Below are 22,492 nucleotides of genomic sequence, written 5' to 3' on the forward strand. Positions count from 1 at the left end.
CGTGCCCTACGGTGCCGGTAGCGCGGCATCCGGAAACAGAGGGAATGATCATGACGCAGCAGTCGACGCAGGGGCAGGCACTCATCGCGGGCGTGGGCGGCAAGCAGCCGTCCGTGGACCCGACGGCCTTCACCGCACCCACCTCCGTCGTGGTCGGCGACGTCACCCTGGCCGCCGGCGCGAGCATCTGGTACTCGGCGGTGCTGCGCGCCGACTGCGGTCCGATCACGCTCGGTGCCGACAGCAACGTGCAGGACAACTGCACGGTCCACGTGGACCCCGGCTTCCCGGTCTCGATCGGCGAGCGCGTCTCCATCGGCCACAACGCCGTCGTGCACGGCTGCACCGTCGAGGACGACTGCCTGATCGGCATGGGCGCGACCGTCCTGAACGGCGCGGTGATCGGAGCCGGCTCGCTGGTGGCCGCCCAGGCACTGGTCCCGCAGGGCATGGTCGTCCCGCCCGGCTCCCTGGTCGCGGGCATCCCGGCCAAGGTGCGGCGCGAGCTGACCAAGGAGGAGCGCGAGGGCATCACGGTCAACGCCGCCATGTACGTGGAACTGGCCGAGCAGCACCGCGCCTCGGTGACCCCGGACCTCTAGGCCGGGTCAGGCCGGGTCCGGGGCGGGCGGGCTATTCGGCGACGGCCACCGGGGCGGCCGGCTCCACCGGGGCGGCCGCCGCGGCGGCCGCGGCCGCCTTCTTCATACGGCTGCGCACCACCACTGTCACCGCGATCCCGAACAGCACGGCGAGGCCCAGAGCCAGCCACGAGAACCGCTTCAGCCACGGCTCGGCGACGATCCCGACCGAGTAGATGACGGCCGTGGTGCCGCCCGCCCAGAGGATCCCGCCGAGGATGTTCGCGATCAGGAACCGCCAGTACGGCATGCGCAGCACGCCCGCGAGCGGCCCCGCGAAGATCCGCAGCAGCGCCACGAACCGCCCGAAGAAGACGGCCCACATGCCCCAGCGCTCGAAGGAGCGTTCCGCCACGGCCACGTGCTCCGGCCCGAAGTGCTTGGGGAAGCGCCTGCCCAGCTTCTCCAGCAGCGGTTTGCCGCCCCTGCGCCCGATCGCGTAGCCGATCGAGTCGCCCACGATCGCCCCGGTGGTCGCGCAGATACCCAGCACGACGGGGTCGATCTCACCGTGCTGCGAGGCCAGCAGCGCAGAGCTGACCAGGATGATCTCGCCCGGCAGTGGGATGCCGAGGCTTTCCAGCCCGATGACCAGACCCACCAGGAGATAGATGCTGACCGCCGGAATCGTCTCCAGCCATTCCTGGATGTGCACCGGTACGTCCTCCCGTGTCGTCCCCGGCGCGCCCCCTGTGACACGCCGAACGGGCAGCCTATCGGCTCCTCACTTCCGCCTTTGACCTCAGTGGGAGTTCCCGCGAGGAACGGCCCGCGAACACTTCCCGGCGGCCGGGACCCAGCACCCAGCCGTGCTGCTCCGGGTCCCAGGACGACAGCGCCCGGGCATCGATGTCGACGGTGACCCGCTGGGCCTCGCCCGGCGCGAGGGTGAGCCGCCGGTAGCCGGCCAGCGCGCGCACCGGCTGGTCGAGCGTGATCTCCGCGGACGGGCCGACGTACACCTGGGCCACCTCGGTGCCCTTGCGGCGGCCCGTGTTGCGGACGGTGAACTCCACGCGCAGACCCCCGCGCTCCGGCCGCACGGTCAGCTGCTCGTACTGCCAGGTCGTGTACGAGAGCCCGTGCCCGAACGGGAACAGCGGAGCCACGTGCTGCGCGTCGTACCAGCGGTGGCCGACGTGGACGCCCTCGGTGTACTCCTGGCGGCCGCCGACGCCCGGGTAGCGCAGCGGGTCCCCGGCCACCGGTGTCGCCTGCTCGTCCGCCGGGAAGGTCTGGGTGAGCCGACCGCCCGGGTCCACGTCCCCGAAGAGGATGTCGGCGGTGGCGCCCGCGCCCTCCTGCCCCGGGTAGTACATCTGCAGGACCGCCCCGGTACGGGAGAGCCAGGGCATGGCCGTTCCGCCGGAGGTATTGAGCACGACGGTGGTGCGGGGGTTGGCGGCGGTGACCGCCTCGATCAGCGCGTCCTGTCCGCCCGGGAGCGCCAGGGTGGTCCGGTCGCTGCCCTCGGTGGCGTCCTCGTAGGCGAACAGGACCACGCTGCGGGCCGCCTTCGCGGTGTTCACCGCCTCGGCGAGGTCCGCGGCCCGGCCCGCCTTCGTGATGTGCCGCAGCCGGAAGCGCCGGCCCTTGTCCCCGCCCCGAGCGGTCACGGAGAGCCGGTGGGTGCCCGCCTTGAGGGAGAGCGTGCGGCGGCGGACGGTCATCCCGTCGGGTGCCGAGCCGAGCAGTCCGCCCGCGTAGTGCTCGGCCGCGCCCTGCCGTACGGGGAACAGCTCCTCCCCGTCCAGGCGCACGCCCGGCCGCTCGCCGGTGTAGTGGACGACCACGGTCCACTCGTCGTCCGCCGCGAGCCGGAACTCCCCCTCGTGGCTCCAGTCGCGCCCTGCGTCCACGGCCCGGTCGTCCAGGTCGGCGGGGGGCGTCAGCAGGGTCGGCGGCAGGGGGCTCCCGTACAGGTCCTCGCCGAGGGCGTAGCGCACGGTGGAGCCGTTCCCGGCGCGGCGGCGGATGGCCGTGAGCGGCGCGGCGGCCCCGTCGGGGACGACGTGGGCGCTGCCGCCGCCACTGACGAAGGGCACCTGGCCGGTGGGGCCGATGACCGCGATCGAGCGGGCGGCGGCGCCCGTCAGCGGCAGGGTGCCGTGCTCGTTGCGCAGCAGCACCGCCCCGGCGGTGGCCACCTTGCGGGCGAGCCGCGCCCCGGCGGCCGCATCCCGCGAGGGGCGCGCGGCGGGCCGGGCCGCGAGCAGCCCGAAGCGGTCCATGGTGGTCAGGATCCGGCGCACGGCGAGGTCGACGGCGCTCTCGGGGACGGAGCCGCCGCGCACCGCCTCGCGCAGCGGGCCGCCGAAGTGGGTGCCGCCGGGCATCTCCATGTCGAGTCCGGCGCCGACGGCGGCAACGGTGCTGTGGGCGGCGTCCCCGTCGGACATCACCCAGCCGTCGAACCCCCAGCTCCCGCGCAGCACTTCGTCGAGCAGCGGCTTGCTCTCGCAGGCGTAGACGCCGTTGACCTTGTTGCGGGCGCCCATCACGGCGCCGGCGCCGGCGGCCACGGCGGCCTCGAAGCCCCGCAGCTCGGTCTCGTGCAGGGTCTGCTCGGCGACGACCGCGTCGACGGTGTCGCGGCCGTGCTCCTGGTTGCCCAGGGCGAAGTGCTTGACGGCGGCGATGAGCCCCTCGTCCTGGATCCCGCGGACCATCTCGCCGACGAGGTCGGCGGTGAGGCGCGGTTCCTCGGCGAAGGCCTCGAAGTTCCGGCCCGCGTACGGGGTGCGGATGAGGTTGGCCCTGGGTGACAGGAGGACGTCCTGGCCGAGCGCGCGGCCCTCACGGCCGATGACGCGGCCGTACTCGCGAGCCAGCGCGGGGTCGAAGGCGGAGGCGAGCAGGACCGGCGCGGGCAGCGCGGTGGCGGGCCGTGTGACCCGTACGCCGACGGGCCCGTCGGCGAGGCGCAGCGCGGGGATGCCGAGGCGCGGGACGCCCGGCAGGTAGCCGGACTGGCCGAGGGAGGCCGGGTCGCGGCCGCCGTGCAGCAGGGCGGTCTTCTCGTCGAGGGTGAGCCGTTCGATCAGGCTGTCGACCCGGGCGGCGTTCGCGGGCTCGGCGGGGGCCCCGGGGGCGGGGGCGGACGCCGCGCGGAGTCCCGCGCCCGGCGGCACGGTCGCGGCGCAGCCGCCCGCTCCGAGGGCCGCGCCCACCGCTCCGAGCAGCCGGATCGCGGAACGTCGGGACACGGCCTCGCTCATGGCGCTCCCTGCAGGCTGGGGGCACCCCCGGACGGAGTCTGGGGGAGGTCGGCGGGAGCGGTCCGCGCCGACCGCTCCCCCGCACACTGTGCGCCGCTGCCTCCCGGGGCAGCCTCAGACGCGCCATCTCGGCGCCGAGGTTCAGCCCTGCGGCGGCCGGGACACGCTGTCGACGTCCCGCCGGGGCTCGCCTTCGAGCTGCACCCGGGCCTCGGTGCGGTGCCCGCGCGCGATGTAGTCCCGTACGACGGCCTCCACCGCGTCCTGCGGCGATCCGACCCCGGCGAGCACCATCACTTCCACCACGAGCTCGGCGTCGAGGCTGATGTTGACCTTGGCCACGGGTACCCCCTCCATCGTCGTGCGAGGGACTCTAGCCGTCGCACGGCCACGGTTTCCGGGGTTCTGGCCCCGTCCGTCGCCGGTTGCTGCCGCCCCGGGTCCGGATCCGGCGGACAGGGCCGCCGGCACCGTGGCCGACCGGCACGGCGAAGGCCCCCGCCCTCCGGGGGCGGGGGCCTTGTCGCCCGACTCCTAGGCGTTGGGACGCAGGGTCCAGACGACCGTCATCTCGCCCGTCACGGCCTCGTCCTCGCGCTGGATGGCGATGGTGACCGGGAACTCGGGGCGGCCGCCCGCGTCGAGTTCGGCCACGACCTCCGCCGCCGGGCGCCCGAGGGTGGCGGTGGCGGTCACGACGCCCTTGGCGAGCTTCTTGTAGCCGATCTCGGCCTTCACCGCGAGGGGCACGGCGCGCGAGAGCTGGTCGCCGAAGGCCGCCAGGACGATCGCGCCGCTCGCGGACTCGGCGAGGGTGAACATGGCGCCGGCGTGCGGGCCGCCGACGTGGTTGTGGAAGTCGGGCTGGTCCGGGAGGCGGACGACCGCGCGCTCCGGAGTGGTCTCCAGGAACTGGAGGTTCAGGGTCCGGGCCATCGGCACCGTCGCGGCGAGCAGTTCGCCCACGTTCATCTGATCTGCGCTCATGGAACGCGATGTTACCCGCGAGTAGGTGTCCTTGGCCAGAGCCGTTCCGGGGGCGGCCGTCGCTCCGGGCCTCCGCTCCTACTATCGTTACCGGCCATGTGGCCAGGACAGCAGCAGCCGCCCGGGGGCGAGCAGAACCCCCAGGACGCGCAACAGAATCCGTACCAGCAGCAGCCGGGGCAACCGAACCCGTACCAGCAGCAGCCGGGTTACGGGTACCCGCAGCCGGGCTACCAGACGCCCCCGCCCACCCAGCCGTGGGGCCAGCCCCAACAGCCCCTGCAGCCCCTGCAGCCCCAACAGCCCCAGCGGCCTGGCGGCGGGAGCCCCTACCAGACCAAGACCGTGGCCATCGTCGCGGCCGCCGCGGTCGTCGTGGCGGCCGCCGCGACCGGCGCCTTCGTCCTGACCCGGGACGACAAGAAGACGGACGAGGCCAACGACAAGCCGCCGGCCGCCTCCTCGGCTCCGGCGTCCTCCGCGCCCGCCCCGGCCGGCAGCAGCGCGAACCCGCGCGCCGGCGGCGACATCAAGCCCGTGATCCCGGGCTGGAAGGTCGTCGTCAACCCCAAGCACGGCACCGCCTTCGACGTCCCACCGGAGTGGAACGTGCTGGGCGCCGGCATGGCCATCGGCTTCGAGGACGAGGTGAAGAACGACGGCTCCTCGGTCGTGATGATGTCCGGGCCCGCCTACCTCAAGCAGGACTGGTGCAAGGTCGACTCCGACAAGAACGGCAGCGAGGAGACGAAGTCGCTGGCCGGCACCGGCACCAAGGGCGGCCAGGGCGCCAAGGACACCGCCGGGGCCGTGACGATCGAGGCCGGAAACTGGGCGTTCGCCGGATACGGGCAGAAGGGGCCGCAGGGCACCACCAAGATCTCCGAGCCGAAGGAGTACACCACCTCCTCGGGCCTGAAGGGCCACATGGCGACCGCGACCGTGAGCGGCCTGCCGAAGGAGAACAAGTGCTCCTCCGACGGCAAGTCGATCGCCTTCAGCTTCAAGAACGCCAAGGGTGACTTCGCCAGCTGGATCCTCTACAGCGCCGCGGGCGTCCCGGACGAGGTCAGCAAGGAGACGCAGGAGAAGATCCTCAGCACGGTCCGCCTGTCCGCGGGCTGATCTCCTTTCCCCTCCGCCCCGGGCCGACAATCCGTTTGGATTCTCGGCCCGGGGCGGGGATAGTCCGGGGGTGAGCTCTCCCCCCGCCGATTCCTCCCGTACGCCCGCCCGCCGCCGCACGCCCGCTTGGGCCGGCCGCAACTACACCCTGCTGACGGGCGCGGCGGTCGTCACCAACCTCGGCAGCCACGGAGCGCTCATCGCTGCCGCGTTCGCGGTTCTGGAGGCCGGCGGATCGGGCGCCGACGTCGGTCTGGTCGCGGCCGCCCGAACGCTGCCGCTCGTCCTCTTCCTGCTCATCGGCGGCGCACTCGCCGACCGGCTGCCGCGCCACCACGTGATGGTCGCGGCCAATGCCCTCAACTGCCTCTCCCAAGCGGCCTTCGCCGTGCTCGTCCTCGCCGGTGACCCCCAGCTGTGGCAGATGATGCTGCTGACCGCTCTGTGCGGCACCGGTACGGCCTTCTTCAACCCGGCGGCCGAGGGCATGCTGCTGTCCACCGTCTCCGGTGAGCACGCCAACCGCGCCTTCGCGCTCTTCCGCATGGCGATGAACGGCGCGGGCATCGGCGGAGCGGCCCTCGGCGGAGCGATGATCGCCGCGTTCGGACCCGGCTGGGTACTGGCCGTGGACGCCGCGGCCTTCGCGATCGCGGGCGCCCTGCGGGCCTTCCTCGACGTCGGCCACATCGCCGAACGGGCTCCCGGCGGCGGCCTCCTGGCCGACCTGCGCGAGGGCTGGGTGGAGGTCAGGACCCGGCCCTGGCTGTGGAGCATCGTGCTCCAGTTCTCCGTCGTGGTCGCCGTCGTCGGGGCCGCGGAGGCGGTCTACGGTCCGCTGGTCGCCCGCGACCGGCTGGGCGGCCCGGCGCCCTGGGGGCTGGCCCTGGCCTGCTTCGGCGCGGGCACCATCGCGGGCGCCGTCCTGATGATGGTGTGGAAGCCGCGCCGGCTGCTGCTGGTCGGCACCCTGTGCGTGTTCCCGCTCGCGCTGCCGTCGGCGGGGCTGGCCGTACCGCTGCCGGTGTGGGCCCTGTGCGCGGTGATGTTCGTGAGCGGCACGGCCATCGAGGTGTTCGGTGTGAACTGGATGACCACGATGCACCAGGAGATCCCCGAGGAGAAGTTCTCCCGGGTCTCCGCCTACGACTGGTTCGGCTCGGTGTCGATGCTCCCCCTGGCCACCGCCCTCGCGGGCCCGGCCGAAACGGCCTTCGGCCGCACCCAGGCCCTGTGGGGCTGCGCGGCCCTGGTCGTCCTGGCCACGGCCCTGGTCCTGCTGATCCCGGACGTCCGCCACCTGACCCGCAGGCCCCCGGCCGCACCGGTCGCTGCCGCCACCGCCCCGGCCGCCACCGCCCCGGCCGCCTCCGGGCCGGCCGCCTCCGGGCCGGCCGCCTCCGACCCCGCGGAGCGGAGCGACAGCCGACCGCTCACCCCAGGCTGAATGCGCCCTCCGGCGGAGCCGGGGACGGCGCGGCGTCCGCGTCGGTCACCGGCACGGCCCCCCGCATGAACCGTGCCAGCGAGTCCCCGGACTCCACCCTCGCGGGAAACGCGTCGGAGGCGCACCGCCGGGCCAGCGCGGCCACCTCCAGCGGAGCGTCGGAGGCGAGCAGCACCGCGTTCCCGAACCGCCGCCCCCGCAGCACCGCCGGCTCGGCGATCAGCGCGAGTTCGCCGAACACCGACGCGAAGTTCGCGAGCTGCGCCCGCAGGAAGCCGAACGGCGCCCCGTCGGCGAGGTTCGCCGCGTACAGCCCGCCGGGCCTCAGCACCCGCGCCGCCTCCCGCGCGTACTCCACGGACGTCAGCTGCGCCGGCACCCGCGAACCGCCGAAGACGTCTGCCACCACCATGTCCGCACTCCCCGCGGGCGCGGCCTCCAGCCAGGCCCGGGCGTCGGCGGCGTGCACCGTGACTCCGGCCCCCGCGGGCAGCGGCAGGTGTTCGGCGACCAGGTCCACCAGCCCCGCGTCGAACTCGACGACCGTCTGCCGGGAGCCCGCCCGGGTCGCCGCGGCGTAGCGCGGCAGGGTCAGGGCGCCCCCGCCCAGGTGCAGGAGGTCCAGCGCGAGCCCCGGCTCCGCCGCGCAGTCCAGGACGTGCCCGAAGCGGCGTACGTACTCGAACTCCAGGTGCCGCGGATCGTCCAGGTCCACATACGACTGCGGCGCCCCGTCGACGGTCAGCAGCCAGGCCCGCTCCCGGTCCACGTCCGGCATCAGCTTGGCGGTGCCCTGGCCCACGTCCCGGATCACCGGGATCTGTTCGTCGTTCACCCGTCCATTGTCGGTCCGGTCCCGGCTCAGCCCGACCAGACGGCCGCCGCGTGGGCGGCGTGCTCCTCGGCCTGCACCAGGCCCGCCCGCGCGGCCGGATCCCGCCGCGCCGGGTCGAGTACGTTGCGCCCGAAGGCTTTGCGGGCCGCCGCCGACGGGGTGATCAACAGCACTCGGGCGCCCGCCTCGCGCAGCCGCGCGGCCTGTGCGGACGGCGAGGGGACGAGCCCGGAGCCGAGCGCGATCGGGGCGATGACCACCACGCGCCGGTAGCCGGCGGCCAGGTCGGCGTTGGTGGCGGAACGGACGCCTCCGTCGATGAAGCGGCGCCCGCCGACGGTCACCGGCGGCCACACCCCGGGCACGGCGCAGCTCGCCGAGACCGCGTCGACCAGCCCGGCCCCGCTCTCCCGGTCGAAGTCGGCGGGCTCACCGCTCAGCGCGTCCACCGCGGTGACGACGAGCCGCCGGTCGGCGGGCCACTCGTGCGAGACCAGCCGGGACGCGAGCACCTCGCGCCGCTCGGCCTCCGCCCCGGTGTCGGCGGCCAGTGCCATGGCTCCGACCCGCTGCCGGTAGGCCGTCGCGTCGCGGCGCGAGCGCGCCATCGCGACGGCGTACCGTGCGATCAGCCCGGCCCCCAGCTTCGCCGCGATCTCCCCGGCGGCGTCGCCGAGCTGGCGCTCGTACAGCTCCTGCGCGGTGAGCAGCCCGGAGGTGAGCTGGGCGCCGACCACCGAACCCGCCGAGGTACCGACGACGAGGTCGGCGTTGGCGAGGTCCACTCCCGCGCGGGCGAGCCCGTACAGGATTCCGCACTCCCAGCCGATGCCGGTCAGTCCGCCACCGCCGAGCACCAGTGCCGTGTCGCCGCCCATGTACGCCCACCCCTCCTCGCATGCCTGTGGTGACGGCAGTCTGACGCACCCGGCCCGCCGTCACCACAGACGGGGCCCGGATCAGCCCGCCCGAGTCACCCCAGGACGGCCGTCACCGTGCCCGCGCCGACGGTCCTGCCGCCTTCGCGGATCGCGAAGCCGAGCCCCGACTCCAGCGGGACGTCCCGCCCGAGCTCGACGGTCATGGTGACCGTCTCCCCCGGCCGGGCCACGCCGGCCTCCCCCAGGTCCACGTCCCCCACCACGTCGGCGGTGCGGATGTAGAACTGCGGCCGGTATCCGGTGGCGACGGGCGTCGTACGACCGCCCTCGCCGGTGGAGAGCACGTACACCTGCGCCGTGAAGCGCCGCTTCGGCGTCACGCTGCCGGGAGCGGCCACCACGTCGCCGCGGCGCACCTGGTGCCGTTGGACCCCGCGCAGCAGCAGCGCGACGTTGTCCCCCGCCTCGGCGGACTCCATCGGCTTGCCGAAGGTCTCCAGCCCGGTGACCACGACCGGGTCGGACGCTCCGTCCGCGCCGAGCATGCTCACGCGGTCGCCGAGCCGGATGCTGCCCCGCTCGACGGCGCCGGTCACGACGGTCCCGCGTCCGGTGATGGTCAGCACGTTCTCCACCGGCAGCAGGAACGGCGCGTCGGTGTAGCGCACCGGGGTCGGCACGTAGGTGTCGACCGCGTCCAGCAGCGCCTGGATCGCCCCGGTCCACCGCGGGTCGCCCTCCAGCGCCCCGAGCCCGGAGACCCGTACGACCGGCGCGCCGTCACCGCCGTAGCCGTGCGCGGTGAGCAGCTCGCGGACCTCCAGCTCGACCAGGTCGGTCAGCTCGGGGTCCCCCGCGTCCGCCTTGTTGAGCGCCACCACGATGTGGTCGACGCCGACCTGCCGGGCGAGGAGCACGTGCTCGGCGGTCTGCGGCATGACCCCGTCGAGCGCGGAGACGACGAGGATCGCCCCGTCGAGCTGCGCGGCGCCGGTGACCATGTTCTTGACGTAGTCGGCGTGGCCGGGCATGTCCACGTGGGCGTAGTGGCGGGTGTCGGTCTCGTACTCGACGTGCGTGAGGTTGATGGTGATCCCGCGCCGGGCCTCCTCGGGGGCCCGGTCGATGCGGTCGAAGGGCATGAAGGAGGCGCCGCCGCGCTCGGCGAGGACCTTGGTGATGGCGGCGGTGAGGGTGGTCTTGCCGTGGTCGACGTGACCCATGGTGCCGATGTTGAGGTGCGGCTTGGTCCGCACGAAGGCCGTCTTGGCCATGATCTCTTCCCGTGGCTCGAAGCTGGAACGGGACCCCTGAGTCGAGCCGACCCTCCCCCTGCGGGGTCCGCCGGACGATCCGGGAAGGGTCAGCTTCGTGCGCCGTCGAATGCGGCGAAGGGGAATGCCTCTGCGGGAACAGCGACAGCGGATGCGGCAGCCTTCGGCGCGTCCGCGACTGCGGACGATGCGACGGGGAAGGCGTACCGGGACATGCCCCTGATCCTGCCGGACCGCCCCGGGCCCGTCGAATGAATTTCCGCGCGCTCAGAGGTTCTTGAGCGCCTCGCGTACGGACAGCGGGGACAGGGAGCCGCGTTCGGCCTCGACGAAGGCGCGCACGGCGGCGGGGTCGGTCTTCGCGTACTCCCGCAGGCACCAGCCGATGGCCTTGCGGACGAAGAAGTCCGGGTGGTCCGCCTGGCGGCGGCAGTAGCCGAAGAGCCGGCCCGTGTCGGTGGCGGACTTGAAGCGCAGCTGGTGGAGCAGGGCGGTGCGGACCAGCCAGAGGTCCTCGTCGCCGGACCACTCGTCCGTCACCGCCGCCAGCGCGGGGTCGGCGGCCACCAGCGGGCCCACCGTGTGCGCGGCCAGCAGGTCGACCGTGTCCCACCACGGGACGGTGGTGATCAGGTGCCGGGCCACCGGCAGCAGGCCGGAGGAGCACCGGGAGACGTGCCTGCGCAGGTAGTCCACCGCGAAGTAGTGGTACTCGCGCTCCGGCAGCCGCCAGCAGCACAGCGCGAGCGCCGCGCAGTCCGCCTCCGACGGCCGCGGTGTGTCCTTGGTCACTGCCTTGGACAGCTCGCGGCGCAGCGGGGTGGGAATGCCGAGGAAGGGGGCGACGTCCTTCATGTACGTGCTCATGGCCCGGGCCCGCACGGGGTCGGCCGCCGCCGCGTACGCCTCGGTCAGCCGCTCCAGGAGGGTGTCGGCGAAGGCGCTGCGCGGCACGTTCGGAGGTCGCCGGTCGTTCGACAGCATGAGGCCCAGATTACGGCGAGGCGCCGCACCGGTCGGCTAGTCTCCCGGGATGTCCCTCCTCCTCGCGCCGTGGACCCGGCTGTCACTGCTCGTCGTGCTGCTCGTGGCGGCCGGCGTGTGCGTGCTGCTGTACGAGCCCCAGCGCATCCTGTCGGAGGGGTGGCCCCCGGGGTTCCCGGTAGGCGCGGCGGTCCTGCTGTTCGCCGCCGGGTACGGCGTGTGCGCGGCGGCCTTCGTCCCGCGCCCCCTGCTCAACCTGGCCGCGGGAGCGGTGTTCGGCACCCAGTTCGGCCTCCTCGCGGCGGTCGGCGGCACGGTGCTCGGCGCCGCGATCGCCTTCGGGCTGGGGCGGATCATGGGCCAGGAGGCCCTGCGTCCGTACGTGCGCGGCCGCTGGCTCCAGGCGGCCGACGGGCAGCTCAGTCGGCACGGCTTCCGTTCGATGCTCGCCGTGCGGCTCTTCCCCGGGATGCCCTTCGTCGTGGCCAACTACTGTGCGGCGGTGTCCCGCTGCGGCTGGCTGCCCTTCCTCGGCGCCACGGCGCTCGGGGTCGTCCCGAACACCGCGGCGTACGTGATCGCGGGGGCCAGCGCCTCCTCCCCCGGCTCGCCCGCGTTCCTCGCCTCGTTCGGCTTCATCGTGGTCTCGGTGGTGGCCGCCGGAGTGGTCGCCTGGCGCAAGCGGCACCGCCTGGCACCCGCCCGGATCCCCGCGTCGACGTACGAACTGGCGCCTCAGCACCCCCCTGTGGTCACCGGTGCTTCGCACGGGCCCTAGCATCGGACCCGAACTGCCCGACGATCACAAGGACGAGCGCACCCCGACATGAGCTGGTTCGAATCCCTAATCCTCGGTCTCGTCCAGGGGCTTACGGAGTTCCTCCCGATCTCCTCCAGCGCCCACCTGCGGCTGACCGCGGCGTTCGCCGGCTGGCACGACCCGGGAGCGGCCTTCACCGCCATCACGCAGATCGGCACCGAGGCCGCCGTACTGATCTACTTCCGCAAGGACATCGCGCGGATCGTCTCCACCTGGTTCCGCTCGCTGTACACGTCTTCGCTGCGCTCCGAGCAGGACGCGAAGATGGGCTGGCTGGTGATCGTCGGCTCGATCCCGATCGGCGTCCTCGGCCTCGCGTTCAAGGACCAGATCGAGGGCCCGTTCCGCGATCTGCGGCTGACCGCCACCACCCTCATCGTGATGGGCGTCGTGCTGGGCGTGGCCGACCGGCTGGCCGCCCGCGACGAGGAAGGCGGGCGCCACCGCGCGGTCCGCGAGCGCAAGACGCTGAAGGAGCTGGGCGTCAAGGACGGCCTGATCTTCGGTGTCTGCCAGGCGATGGCCCTGATCCCCGGCGTGTCCCGGTCCGGCGCGACGATCTCCGGCGGTCTGCTGCTGGGCTTCACGCGCGAGGCGGCTGCCCGCTACTCCTTCCTCCTCGCCATTCCGGCCGTGCTGGCCTCGGGCGTGTTCGAGATCAAGGACGTGGTCGAGAGCCCCGGCCACATCTCCTGGGGGCCGACCATCTTCGCGACGGTCATCGCCTTCTTCGTCGGCTACGTGGTCATCGCGTGGTTCATGAAGTTCATTTCCACCAAGAGCTTCATGCCCTTCGTGATCTACCGGATCGTGCTGGGCGTCGCCCTGTTCATCCTGATCGGGACGGACGTGCTGAGCCCGCACGCGGGTGAGTCCGGCTCCTAGCAAGGCGCCCACTTCACCGCTTCGCGTGAACCGGAGGCCGCTCGGGAACGTTCCCGGGCGGCCTTTGCGTCGTTGTCCCGGAGAGACCTGAAGGCAGAAGCAGGGGGTGTCCCATGGGTCGCGTGGTTCTGGAGCGTTTTCCGGCCGGAAGTCCGAGGGGGAGCTGGCCCGCCGAGGAGTACGCCGCGCAGCGGATGCGCGAGGGCGTGCCGGCCGAGGTGGTGATGGATCTGGACAGCGACGCGTTCCTCGTCGTGGTCCGGCAGCGGGAGGCGTAATCCGGTCACTGGGGGTCCGGGAGAAGATCCCGTCGGCGCACGGCCCTTGGCCTCCTGACCCAACAGCCCCACACTGACCCGATGACGCAGCGTGTGGACCTCGCCACGGTAATGGACCGGCTGGCGATCGACGAGGTGGTCACGGGGTACGCGGTGGCCGTCGACGACGGCGACTGGGCGGCGTACCGCGCCCTGTTCACCGCCTCCGGGCGGGCCGACTACAGCTCCGCGGGCGGGATCGAGGGTCCGGCCGGGGAGGTCGCCGACTGGCTCGCGGAGACGATGAAGCTGTTCCCGGTGCGTCAGCACCTGATCGTGAACCGGCTGATCCGGCTGGAGGACCTGGGCGGTTCACCCGGCGACAGCGCCGAGGTGCGGGCCGACTTCCTCAATCCGATGCGTCTTGAAGGAACGGACGGCGAAGCGGCGGACGGCGAAGCGGCGGACGGCACGGTGACGGCGCCCAACTTCGTCGCCGCCGGGCGCTACTCCTTCGCGCTGGCCCGCACCCGCGACGGCTGGCGGCTCACCCGCGTCACCGTGCACGAGAAGTGGCGGCACATCTCCGCCTGACTGCCACACTGGAAGCGGAGGCGCGCCATGGTCCCGATCCGTGCCCGTTGGTCCCCGCGGTGGCGTGCGTCGGCCGCCGTCGCCGCCGGGGCACTGCCCGCCCTCGCCTTCCCCGCGCCCGCGCTCTGGTGGTTCGCCTACGTCGCCCTCGTGCCCTGGATGCTGCTGCTGCGGTCGGCTCCCACGGGGCGGCGGGCCGTGCTGGAGGGCTGGCTCGGCGGTGCGGCCTTCATCGTCGCCGTCCATCACTGGCTGCTGCCCAGCCTGCACGTGTTCCTGGTGCCGGTGGCCGCCCTGCTGGGCCTGCTCTGGATCCCCTGGGCCCTGCTGGTGCGGGAGTTGCTCGGCGGGGTCCCGTCGGCGGGACGTACGGGCGCCGCGCTGGTCCTCGTACCGGCCGGGTGGTTGCTGTCGGAGCTGGTGCGGTCCTGGCAGGGGCTGGGCGGGCCGTGGGGGCTGCTGGGGGCGAGCCAGTGGCAGGTACCGCCCGCGCTGCGGCTGGCCTCGGCGGGCGGGGTGTGGCTGGTGAGCCTGCTCGTGGTGGCGGTGAACTGTGCGGTGGTGCTGCTCGTCGCGGTGCCCGGGGCGCGGGTCCCGGCGGTGGCCGGGGTGGCGGGGTGCGCGGTGCTGACGGGAGTGGCGTGGCTGTGGGCGCCGCGCCCCGAGGTGTCGGGCGGGCTGCGCGTGGCCGTCGTGCAGCCGGGCGTGGTGGCGGACGGCCCGGACAGCGCGGAACGGCGGTTCGCCGCCGGGGAACGGCTCACCCGGGACCTGTCCGGGCGGCCGATCGACCTGGTGGTGTGGGGCGAGAGCAGCGTCGGCGGGGACCTGGCGGCCCGCCCGGACCTGGCCGGACGGCTGGCTTCGCTGTCCGCGCAGGTCGGGGCTCCGCTGCTGGTCAACGTGGACGCACGGGGGGCCGACAGCCCCGGGATCCGCAAGAGCGCGGTACTCATAGGCCCCGGAGGCCCCACCGGCGACCGGTACGACAAGATGCGGCTGGTCCCGTTCGGCGAGTACATACCGGCCCGGGCCCTGCTCGGCTGGGCCACCTCGGTCGGCAAGGCGGCCGGCGAGGACCGGGTGGCGGGTGACACACCGGTGGTGATGAACCTGCCCGGGCGGCCGGACGGCCGGCCCGGCGTCCGCGTCGGCCCGCTGGTCTGCTTCGAGTCGGCCTTCCCCGACATGAGCCGGCACCTGGCGCGCGAGGGGGCCGGCCTCCTCGTCGCCCAGTCGGCGACCTCCAGCTTCCAGGGCAGCTGGGCCCCGGCCCAGCACGCCTCACTGGCCGCGCTGCGGGCGGCCGAGACCGGCCGCCCGGTGGTGCACGCCACCCTCACCGGCGTCAGCGTGGTGCACGGCCCCTCCGGGGAGCGGATCGGCCCCGCCCTGCCCACCTCCGCGAGCACGGCGCAGGTGTACGAGGTCCCGCTCGCCCGGGGCGCCACCCTCTACGTCCGCTTCGGGGACTGGGCGGTGGCCGCGGCCCTCGCCTCGCTGGCGGCCTTCTGCGCGGTGGAGGGCGCCCGAGCGCTCAGGAGGCCTGTGCCAGAGCCGAGCTCACCACGCGCTCGCACAGCTCGTGGGTGAGCAGCGCGTCCCGCGCGCTGAGCGTCCTGCCCGTCTCGACGGCCACCAGGAAGGCGTCCACGACCTGCTCGATGCCGCGCTGGCGGGCGACCGGCACCCAGTCCCCGCGGCGCCGCACGGTCGGCTGGCCCTTGTGGTCGATGACCTCCGCGAGGTTGACGACCTGCCGCTTGGTGTCCTGGCCGGACACCTCCAGGATCTCCTCGGTGGAACCGGACAGCCGGTTCATGATGCCGAGCGCGATGAAGCCGTGGCCGGACAACTGGAGCACCACCTGGTGCATCAGTCCCTCCCGCACCACGGCCCGTACGTCGATGTGGTCGGCCTCGCCGGGCAGCAGGAAGCGCAGGGTGTCGACGACGTGGATGAAGTCGTCCAGCACGAGCGTGCGCGGGTCTTCGGGCAGCCCGACGCGGTTCTTCTGCATGACGATCAGTTCGCGCGGGTGGTCGGCGCACTGGGCGTAGCCGGGCGCGTAGCGGCGGTTGAAGCCGACGGCGAGCGAGACCCCGCGCTCCTCCGCCAGTTGCACGAGCCTTGCCGAGTCCGCGAGCTCGTACGCGAGCGGCTTGTCCACGTACGTCGGCACGCCGGCCTCCAGCAGCCGCCCGACGATCTCGGGATGGGCGGCGGTCGAAGCGTGCACGAACGCCGCGTCGAGTCCTTCGGCGAGCAGGGCGTCGAGATCGGTGTGCAGGCGCCCGGCCGGGATGTGGTGGGCCGCGCCGACCCGTTCCAGCGTGGCGGGGGTGCGGGTCTGCAGGTGCAGCTCGACGCCCGGGCGGGTGGTGAGGACGGGCAGGTACGCCTTCTGCGCGATGTCGCCGAGTCCGATGCAGCCGACCTTCACCGAGAGCCTCCTGTTTCGTTCCGTGTGGGACTCCGGCAGCTTAGGTCCTGCGGCCGAGCTGGACTTAATCCCTGGTGGCGGGGGCGGTGTTCGCCGAGGATGTCCCCCATGACCACCAGTTCCGGATCACATCGCAATGAGCCCTCCACCACCGCCGACGAGCGCGGCATGCTCGACGGCTGGCTCGACTACCACCGCGCCACCCTCGCCTGGAAGTGCGAGGGGCTCCAGGACGAGCAGCTGCGCCGCAGCCCGCTCCCGCCCTCGGAACTGAGCCTGCTGGGTCTCGTACGGCACATGGCCGAGGTGGAGCGGTACTGGTTCCGGGAGATCATGCTCGGCGAGGAGCTTCCCGAGCTGTACTGCACCAGCGAGGACCCGGACGGGGACTTCCACTTCACCGAGAAGGACACCTGGGCCGAGGGGGAGCAGGTGTGGCAGACCGAGGTCGAGCTGGCGCGCCAGGCCGCCGCGGGCCGGTCGCTGGACCTGCTGTCGGACGCCGAGAGCCACCACCGGGGCGAGGTGTTCAGCCTGCGCTGGGTCTACACCCACATGATCGAGGAGTACGCGCGCCACAACGGCCACGCGGATCTGCTGCGCGAGCAGATAGACGGAGCCACCGGCGACTAGCGGGTGTTCCGTCACCCGTGCGGGGTGAATATGGGCTGCGGGTTTTCGCAACGTGGTCCTCGCGGAGCAGAGTTGCGCGAGTGCACCCAACCCGAACCACGACGAAACTGCTGCTCGGAGTCGCCTGTGCTGTCTCGGCCGTCTCCGGCTGCGTGAACGTGAGCCCCGCCCCCGGGCAGCCGGGGGCGGCGGCTCCCTCCGCGGGGCTGCCGCCGCACCACGAACCGCGCGGCGGGCCGGAAACCGCCCCGGTGATCGTCCAGGCACCTGCCCTGGAGGCGTTGGAGGCGGCCGCGGAGCAACCGGCGCGGCCCGCGGGCCCCGCCCCCGCCGGGCGGTCCGCCGGGCGCACCGCCCAGGGTGCCTCCGACGGGCCGCTGGAGGCCGCGCCGCCGGTGCCGGACATCCCGGAGCCGCGCAGGCCCGCCGAGCCCGTAGCGGGCCGTCAGGAAGGCGGCCGCCCGCACGGCCCGCGGCCCGGCGCCGCGGTGGAGCGTGAGCTGGTGCGGGAACTGCCGGTGCGGGCCGCCGACGTGTGCGCGCTGGGCCGCCGGCACGGGCGGTGGCGCCCGGACAGCCCCGAGGCCCGCATCTGCGCGGGCCTCCACGGGGACTGATCCGCTCCCGGGCCGGCCGGATCAGGGAGACTGTTCCGGGAACGGCCGGGGACCCCCGCCCGGTTCCGCCGCGAGCCGCCGCTCCAGCCGGGCGATGGCGGCCCGTACGCCGTTGCCGTACCCGTCGTCGGGCAGCGCGCCCGTGGCGGCGCGGGCCCGCGCCAGGTGGACCCGGGCCGCCTCCGGCCGCTGGAGCTTCACGTAGTCGGCGGCCAGGCTGAGGTGCAGGGACGGGTAGAACACACGCATCGCCTGATGGGGCTCCCGGTGTGCCGGCGGCCCGTCCCGGAGCTCCTCGGCCGCGCCGAGGGCCCTGAGGTCCCAGGCCAGTTCGTCGGCGGGCTCGTCCTGGGCGTCGGCCATGTAGTGGGCGAGCGTGCACCGGTGCAGGGCGTCGCCCTCCTCGCCGATCTCGGACCAGATCGCGCCGAGCCGGTTGCGGGCCTCCTCGCGGTCCCCGGCGTGCAGCAGGATGACCGCCTGGCCGATCCTGGTCATGACGGCGTCCTCCGACGCCTCCTGCTGCTGCTCCGTCACCGCGGCCTCCGGCTCGCTCTGCGCCAGACCTGCTCCGGTCTGATCGTCAAGAAGCTAACCGGAGGCACCGGCATTGGCGCCGAGGCGCGGTGGGCCGTCAGCCGAGGTCCGGGATCCGCCAGTCGATCGGCTCATGGCCCTGGGCGGCGATGGCCTCGTTGATCTGCGTGAAGGGCCGGGAGCCGAAGAACTTCTTGGCCGACAGCGGGGAGGGGTGGGCGCCCTTGACGATCACGTGCCGCTCCTCGTCGATCAGCGGGATCTTCTTCTGGGCGTAGGCGCCCCACAGCACGAAGACGGCCGGGTCAGGGCGCTCGGACACGGAGCGGATCACCGCGTCGGTGAACTTCTCCCAGCCCTTGCCCTTGTGCGAGTTGGGCTCGGCCTCACGCACGGTGAGTACCGCATTGAGCAGCAGGACGCCCTGGCGGGCCCACGGCATCAGGTACCCGTTGTCCGGGACGGGCAGGCCCAGCTCCTCCTTCATCTCCTTGTAGATGTTGCGGAGCGAGGGCGGGGTCTTGACCCCGGGCTGGACGGAGAAGCACAGGCCGTGGCCCTGCCCGGCGCCGTGGTACGGGTCCTGGCCGAGGACCAGCACCTTCACCTGGTCGAAGGGGGTGGCCTCCAGGGCCGCGAAGACCTGCTCGCGGGGCGGGTAGACCGGCCCGTTCGCCCGCTCCTTCTCGACGAACTCCGTGAGTTCCTTGAAGTAGGGCTGGTCCAGCTCCCCGCCGAGGACGGGGAGCCAGGACTCGGGCAGCATCTGGGTCACGGCGACAACCTCCGGTACAAGTTCGGTTCAACTGCCCAGAACCTACCGGGGGCCACTGACAACGCCTCAGCCGCCCGCTTCGTGAAGCGGCTACCAGCTGGTCTTGCGGTAGAACTCCCACATCTGCATGACGGTCTGCGGGTCCAGCGCCCGCTCGGCGCCCGCGATGTCGTCGCGCGAGGCGACGTACAGCTTGCCCTGCCACAGGGGCAGCAGCCGGACGTCCTCGGCGAAGATCTGCTGCGCCCGCTCGAACTCGTGGACACCGGCCGAGCGGTCGCCCTCCCGACGGGTCTTCGGCAGCAGGTCGGTCAGGATCTCGGCGGGCTCGTACGGGGTACCGACCGCGTTCTCCTTGCCGACGAACGGCGCGATGAAGTTGTCCGGGTCCGGGAAGTCGGGGAACCAGCCGCGGCCGAAGACCGGGTACTCCTGGCCCTTGTAGCCCTCCTGGAAGGCCTTCCAGGGCTGGCTGCGCAGCGTGATCTTGAAGAGCAGGCTCTCGTCCAGCTGGCGCTTGAGCTCGGTGAACTCGTCGGCGGTGGAGGAGCCGTACCGGTCCGTGGTGTACCAGAGGGTCAGCTCGACCGGCTGGTTGATACCGGCGTCCCTGAGGATCTTCTTGGCCTTGGCGACGTCCGAGTGGCCGTACTTGTCGTAGAACGGCGTCTTGTGGCCGACGACCCCCTTGGGAACCATCGAGTACAGCGGCTCGGCGGTGCCCTGGTAGACCTTGGAGACGAGCACCCCGCGGTCGACGATCTGGGCGATGGCCTGGCGGACCGGGAGCTTGGCGACCACCGGGTCCTTCGGGTTGAAGACCAGGTAGCGGATCTCGGCGCCGACGTTCTCGACGACCTGGACGCCCGCCGCGTGCGAATCGGGGGTCTGCAGGTCCCTGATCTCGGCGGCCGACAGGCCTCGGTAGGTGGCGTCGATCTCCTTGGCCTTGAGCGAGGCGAGCATCTTCGTGGAGTCCGCGAAGTAGCGGATGGTCACGCCCTTGTTGCGGCGGTTGGCGAAGCCCGCGTAGCTCTCGTTGTTGCCGAGGACGGCCTCGGAGCCCTCCTTGTACGAGTCGAGCACGTACGGGCCGGAACCGGTGACCTTGCCGTCCTCGCGGACCTTGTCGGCCGGGTACTCCTTGGGCGCGACCAGCGAGGCGGCGGGCGAGCCGAGGACGAGGGGGAAGGTGGCGTCCGGGGTGTTCAGGTGGAAGACGACGGTCAGGGCGTCCGGGGTCTCGATCTTGTCGAGGCTGCCGAAGAGGTCCTTGGGGCCGACCTTGGAGCCGATGGTCCGGATCCGGTCCAAGGAGTGCTTGACCGCCTTGGCGTCGAGCGGCTCCCCGTTGGAGAACTTCAGGCCCTTGCGCAGGGTGCACCGGTACGACTCGTTCGCGGCGTCCGTGAACTCGCAGCTCTGGGCGGCGTCCGGCTGGGGCTTGGTGGCGCCCGTGGGGAAGGCCAGCAGAGTCTGGTAGACGTTCCGGTACAGCTCCCAGGAGCCGTCCCATGCCGCGGCGGGATCGAGGGTGCTCGGTGCGCTCGTCGTACCGACGACGATCCTCTTCGCGTCGTCGGCGCCCTCATCCGAGAGCAGGCCGCAACCGGCGAGCAGGGATATGGACGCAAGGGCCGCAGTGATCTGCAGGCATCTGGTCCGGTTGAACACGTGCACGCTCCTCGATCAGCCAGGGGTGCGGCAGACCCTACCGCAGTGCCCCACAAATCCAATGGGTTGGTTTCGTGGGGCACATGACCGGTTCCGTGCCCATTCGGTATGCATTTACCTCCTTATCGGAGGCAAATCCGTCCGACTATCGGTCAGTGCACACCGGCATTGAGGAACATTCCCCCGTCGACGACGAGAGTTTGCCCCGTGATCCATTCCGCTTGTGCAGATGTAAGAAATGCGGTGGCCCCTCCGATGTCCTCCGGGACCCCGAGCCGGCCGAGCGGATAGGCGGCCGAGGCCTCCTGTTCCCGGCCCTCGTAGAGCGCCTGCGCGAACTTCGTCTTGACCACCGCGGGCGCGATCGCGTTGACCCGGACCCCGGGCGCCATCTCGTGGGCGAGCTGGAGCGTGAGGTTGATCATGGCGGCCTTGCTCATGCCGTAGGCGCCGATGAAGGGCGACGCGGAGACGCCGGCGATGGAGGCGATGTTCACGATCGCCCCGCCGTTGTCCTTCTGCCAGGCGTGCCAGGTCTGCTGGGCGAAGCCGAGCGCCGAGATCACATTGGTCTCGAAGACCTTGCGCGCGACTCCGAGGTCCAGGTCCGCGATCGGGCCGAAGACCGGATTGGTGCCGGCGTTGTTCACCAGGAAGTCCACGCGACCGAAGGCCTCCATGGTGCGCTCGACGGCGACGGCCTGGTGGGCCTCGTCGTGCGCTTTCCCGGCCACCCCGATCACCCGGTCGGCGCCGAGCCGCTCGACGGCCTCCTTGAGGGCGTCCTCGTTGCGTCCGGTGATGCAGAGCCGGTCGCCCCGCGCGATCAGCGCCTCGGCGATGCCGTAGCCGATGCCCCGGCTCGCCCCGGTGATCAGCGCGACCTTGCCGCTGTCGATGCCGCGTTCCGTGTTGTTCTTTTCGTCCGTGCTGTCCGTCATGGCCGTACGCCCTGCCTCTCGTGGACTCGTCAGTTGAGCGGGCCGCCGGCCACGTACATGACCTGGCCGGAGACGAAGCCCGCGGCCTCGCCCGTGAAGAAGGCGATCGCGTTCGCGATGTCGTCCGGGCGCCCGACGCGCTGGACGGGGATCTGGGTGGCGGCGGCCGCCTGGAAATCCTCGAAACCCATGCCGACGCGGGCGGCCGTCTGGGCGGTCATCTCGGTGACGATGAAGCCGGGGGCGACGGCATTGGCGGTGACGCCGAACTTGCCGAGCTCGATGGCCAGGGTCTTGGTGAAGCCCTGCAGACCGGCCTTGGCGGCGGAGTAGTTGACCTGGCCGCGGTTGCCGAGCGCCGAGCTGCTGGAGAGGTTCACGATGCGGCCGAACTTGGCCTCCACCATGTACTTCTGACAGGCCTTCGACATCAGGAAGGCACCGCGCAGGTGGACGTTCATGACCGTGTCCCAGTCGGTCTCGGTCATCTTGAAGAGCAGGTTGTCGCGCAGCACGCCCGCGTTGTTGACCAGGATGGTCGGGGCGCCGAGCTCGCTCGCGACGCGCGCGACGGCCGCTTCCACCTGCGCGCCGTCGGAGACGTCGCAGCCGACCGCCAGGGCCTTGCCGCCGGCCGCCGTGATCGCCTCCACGGTGTCCTTGCAGGCCGCCTCGTCGAGGTCGAGTACGGCGACGGCCCGGCCCTCGGCGGCCAGGCGTACGGCAGTGGCCGCACCGATGCCCCGGGCCGCCCCGGTCACGATCGCTACGCGCTGCTCGGTGGTGGACATGCTGGATCTCCTCGCCCTTGAGAGGCGGCCGCCCAGAGGTGAGCAACCGCTTAGTAGCTTCAGCTGAGGAGACGCTAGGAGCCATGACACTCCGTGTCAACGGGGACGGATCCGGCCCCGTCGGCGCCCGAAC

The 22,492-nt window shown here is 72.6% G+C and carries 24 protein-coding genes; 10 read left to right on the top strand and 14 right to left on the bottom strand.

Translation table 11 applies throughout. The features are described from left to right. Positions 1-50 precede the first annotated feature (50 nt). On the top strand, positions 51-602 hold the full coding sequence (locus OG737_RS02785; protein WP_328924535.1) for a gamma carbonic anhydrase family protein: 552 nt from the start codon (positions 51-53) through the stop codon (positions 600-602). Positions 603-633: 31 nt separating this feature from the next. Here OG737_RS02785 and OG737_RS02790 read toward each other — a convergent pair whose 3' ends face one another. From OG737_RS02790 to OG737_RS02805, 4 genes are all read right to left on the bottom strand, one after another. Further along, positions 634-1,296, bottom strand: coding sequence for a DedA family protein (locus tag OG737_RS02790; RefSeq protein WP_328924536.1), 663 nt, complete (start codon positions 1,294-1,296; stop codon positions 634-636). 58 nt (positions 1,297-1,354) lie between these two features. Next, positions 1,355-3,859, bottom strand: a complete 2,505-nt coding sequence (locus OG737_RS02795; RefSeq protein WP_328924537.1) for a glycoside hydrolase family 3 C-terminal domain-containing protein — start codon at positions 3,857-3,859, stop codon at positions 1,355-1,357. A 141-nt stretch (positions 3,860-4,000) separates the two neighbouring features. Beyond that, positions 4,001-4,201 (bottom strand): type II toxin-antitoxin system VapB family antitoxin, encoded by a 201-nt coding sequence (locus OG737_RS02800; protein WP_328930190.1) that lies wholly within the window; start codon positions 4,199-4,201, stop codon positions 4,001-4,003. Between the two features lie 192 nt (positions 4,202-4,393). Next, positions 4,394-4,846: a DUF4442 domain-containing protein gene (locus tag OG737_RS02805; protein WP_078904414.1), complete on the bottom strand. Its 453-nt coding sequence runs from the start codon at positions 4,844-4,846 to the stop codon at positions 4,394-4,396. A gap of 96 nt (positions 4,847-4,942) precedes the next feature. Between OG737_RS02805 and OG737_RS02810 the strand changes: the two genes are divergently transcribed. Beyond that, the gene (locus OG737_RS02810; RefSeq protein ID WP_328924538.1) at positions 4,943-5,971 is read left to right on the top strand and encodes a hypothetical protein; all 1,029 of its coding nucleotides are present in this window, start codon (positions 4,943-4,945) and stop codon (positions 5,969-5,971) included. Between the two features lie 70 nt (positions 5,972-6,041). Next, the gene (locus OG737_RS02815; RefSeq protein ID WP_328924539.1) at positions 6,042-7,418 is read left to right on the top strand and encodes an MFS transporter; all 1,377 of its coding nucleotides are present in this window, start codon (positions 6,042-6,044) and stop codon (positions 7,416-7,418) included. Here OG737_RS02815 and OG737_RS02820 read toward each other — a convergent pair. From OG737_RS02820 to OG737_RS02835, 4 genes are all read right to left on the bottom strand, one after another. After that, positions 7,405-8,196 carry a fused MFS/spermidine synthase gene (locus OG737_RS02820; RefSeq protein WP_328930191.1) on the bottom strand — a complete coding sequence of 264 codons (792 nt, stop codon included), beginning with the start codon at positions 8,194-8,196 and terminating at the stop codon, positions 7,405-7,407. The two genes, OG737_RS02815 and OG737_RS02820, sit on opposite strands and share 14 nt — an antisense overlap. A gap of 83 nt (positions 8,197-8,279) precedes the next feature. Further along, positions 8,280-9,131 (bottom strand): patatin-like phospholipase family protein, encoded by an 852-nt coding sequence (locus OG737_RS02825; RefSeq protein ID WP_328924540.1) that lies wholly within the window; start codon positions 9,129-9,131, stop codon positions 8,280-8,282. Positions 9,132-9,226: 95 nt separating this feature from the next. Then, positions 9,227-10,408, bottom strand: a complete 1,182-nt coding sequence (gene tuf / locus OG737_RS02830) for an elongation factor Tu (RefSeq protein WP_328924541.1) — start codon at positions 10,406-10,408, stop codon at positions 9,227-9,229. A gap of 267 nt (positions 10,409-10,675) precedes the next feature. Beyond that, positions 10,676-11,392, bottom strand: coding sequence for a DNA alkylation repair protein (locus tag OG737_RS02835; RefSeq protein WP_328924542.1), 717 nt, complete (start codon positions 11,390-11,392; stop codon positions 10,676-10,678). Positions 11,393-11,441: 49 nt separating this feature from the next. Between OG737_RS02835 and OG737_RS02840 the strand changes: the two genes are divergently transcribed. From OG737_RS02840 to lnt, 5 genes are all read left to right on the top strand, one after another. After that, positions 11,442-12,170: a VTT domain-containing protein gene (locus tag OG737_RS02840; RefSeq protein WP_328924543.1), complete on the top strand. Its 729-nt coding sequence runs from the start codon at positions 11,442-11,444 to the stop codon at positions 12,168-12,170. A 48-nt stretch (positions 12,171-12,218) separates the two neighbouring features. Next, complete coding sequence (locus tag OG737_RS02845) at positions 12,219-13,097, top strand: undecaprenyl-diphosphate phosphatase (RefSeq protein ID WP_328924544.1); 879 nt, start codon at positions 12,219-12,221, stop codon at positions 13,095-13,097. 113 nt (positions 13,098-13,210) lie between these two features. Further along, positions 13,211-13,375: a hypothetical protein gene (locus tag OG737_RS02850; RefSeq protein ID WP_328924545.1), complete on the top strand. Its 165-nt coding sequence runs from the start codon at positions 13,211-13,213 to the stop codon at positions 13,373-13,375. An 81-nt stretch (positions 13,376-13,456) separates the two neighbouring features. Beyond that, positions 13,457-13,948 (top strand): nuclear transport factor 2 family protein, encoded by a 492-nt coding sequence (locus OG737_RS02855; RefSeq protein ID WP_328924546.1) that lies wholly within the window; start codon positions 13,457-13,459, stop codon positions 13,946-13,948. Between the two features lie 27 nt (positions 13,949-13,975). After that, complete coding sequence (lnt, locus tag OG737_RS02860; protein WP_328924547.1) at positions 13,976-15,541, top strand: apolipoprotein N-acyltransferase; 1,566 nt, start codon at positions 13,976-13,978, stop codon at positions 15,539-15,541. Here lnt and OG737_RS02865 read toward each other — a convergent pair. Continuing rightward, on the bottom strand, positions 15,486-16,391 hold the full coding sequence (locus OG737_RS02865) for a Gfo/Idh/MocA family oxidoreductase (RefSeq protein WP_328924548.1): 906 nt from the start codon (positions 16,389-16,391) through the stop codon (positions 15,486-15,488). The genes lnt and OG737_RS02865 overlap by 56 nt on opposite strands. Positions 16,392-16,499: 108 nt before the next feature. Here OG737_RS02865 and OG737_RS02870 point away from each other — a divergent pair, with 108 nt between their 5' ends. Continuing rightward, positions 16,500-17,024 (top strand): DinB family protein, encoded by a 525-nt coding sequence (locus tag OG737_RS02870; protein ID WP_328924549.1) that lies wholly within the window; start codon positions 16,500-16,502, stop codon positions 17,022-17,024. Positions 17,025-17,104: 80 nt separating this feature from the next. After that, the gene (locus OG737_RS02875; protein WP_328924550.1) at positions 17,105-17,641 is read left to right on the top strand and encodes a hypothetical protein; all 537 of its coding nucleotides are present in this window, start codon (positions 17,105-17,107) and stop codon (positions 17,639-17,641) included. A gap of 21 nt (positions 17,642-17,662) precedes the next feature. Here OG737_RS02875 and OG737_RS02880 read toward each other — a convergent pair whose 3' ends face one another. From OG737_RS02880 to fabG, 5 genes are all read right to left on the bottom strand, one after another. Then, the gene (locus OG737_RS02880; protein WP_328930192.1) at positions 17,663-18,139 is read right to left on the bottom strand and encodes a hypothetical protein; all 477 of its coding nucleotides are present in this window, start codon (positions 18,137-18,139) and stop codon (positions 17,663-17,665) included. A 136-nt stretch (positions 18,140-18,275) separates the two neighbouring features. Then, on the bottom strand, positions 18,276-18,944 hold the full coding sequence (locus OG737_RS02885) for a uracil-DNA glycosylase (RefSeq protein WP_328930193.1): 669 nt from the start codon (positions 18,942-18,944) through the stop codon (positions 18,276-18,278). Between the two features lie 99 nt (positions 18,945-19,043). Then, positions 19,044-20,627, bottom strand: a complete 1,584-nt coding sequence (locus tag OG737_RS02890) for an ABC transporter substrate-binding protein (RefSeq protein WP_328924551.1) — start codon at positions 20,625-20,627, stop codon at positions 19,044-19,046. 152 nt (positions 20,628-20,779) lie between these two features. Next, positions 20,780-21,568 carry an SDR family oxidoreductase gene (locus OG737_RS02895; protein WP_328924552.1) on the bottom strand — a complete coding sequence of 263 codons (789 nt, stop codon included), beginning with the start codon at positions 21,566-21,568 and terminating at the stop codon, positions 20,780-20,782. Positions 21,569-21,597: 29 nt separating this feature from the next. After that, a complete protein-coding gene (fabG, locus tag OG737_RS02900; RefSeq protein WP_328924553.1) occupies positions 21,598-22,359 on the bottom strand; it encodes a 3-oxoacyl-ACP reductase FabG in 762 nt (253 codons plus the stop codon). Positions 22,360-22,492 lie beyond the last annotated feature (133 nt).

The organism is Streptomyces sp. NBC_00122 (assembly GCF_045160845.1).
In the GTDB taxonomy this organism is placed as follows: Bacteria; Actinomycetota; Actinomycetes; order Streptomycetales; family Streptomycetaceae; genus Streptomyces.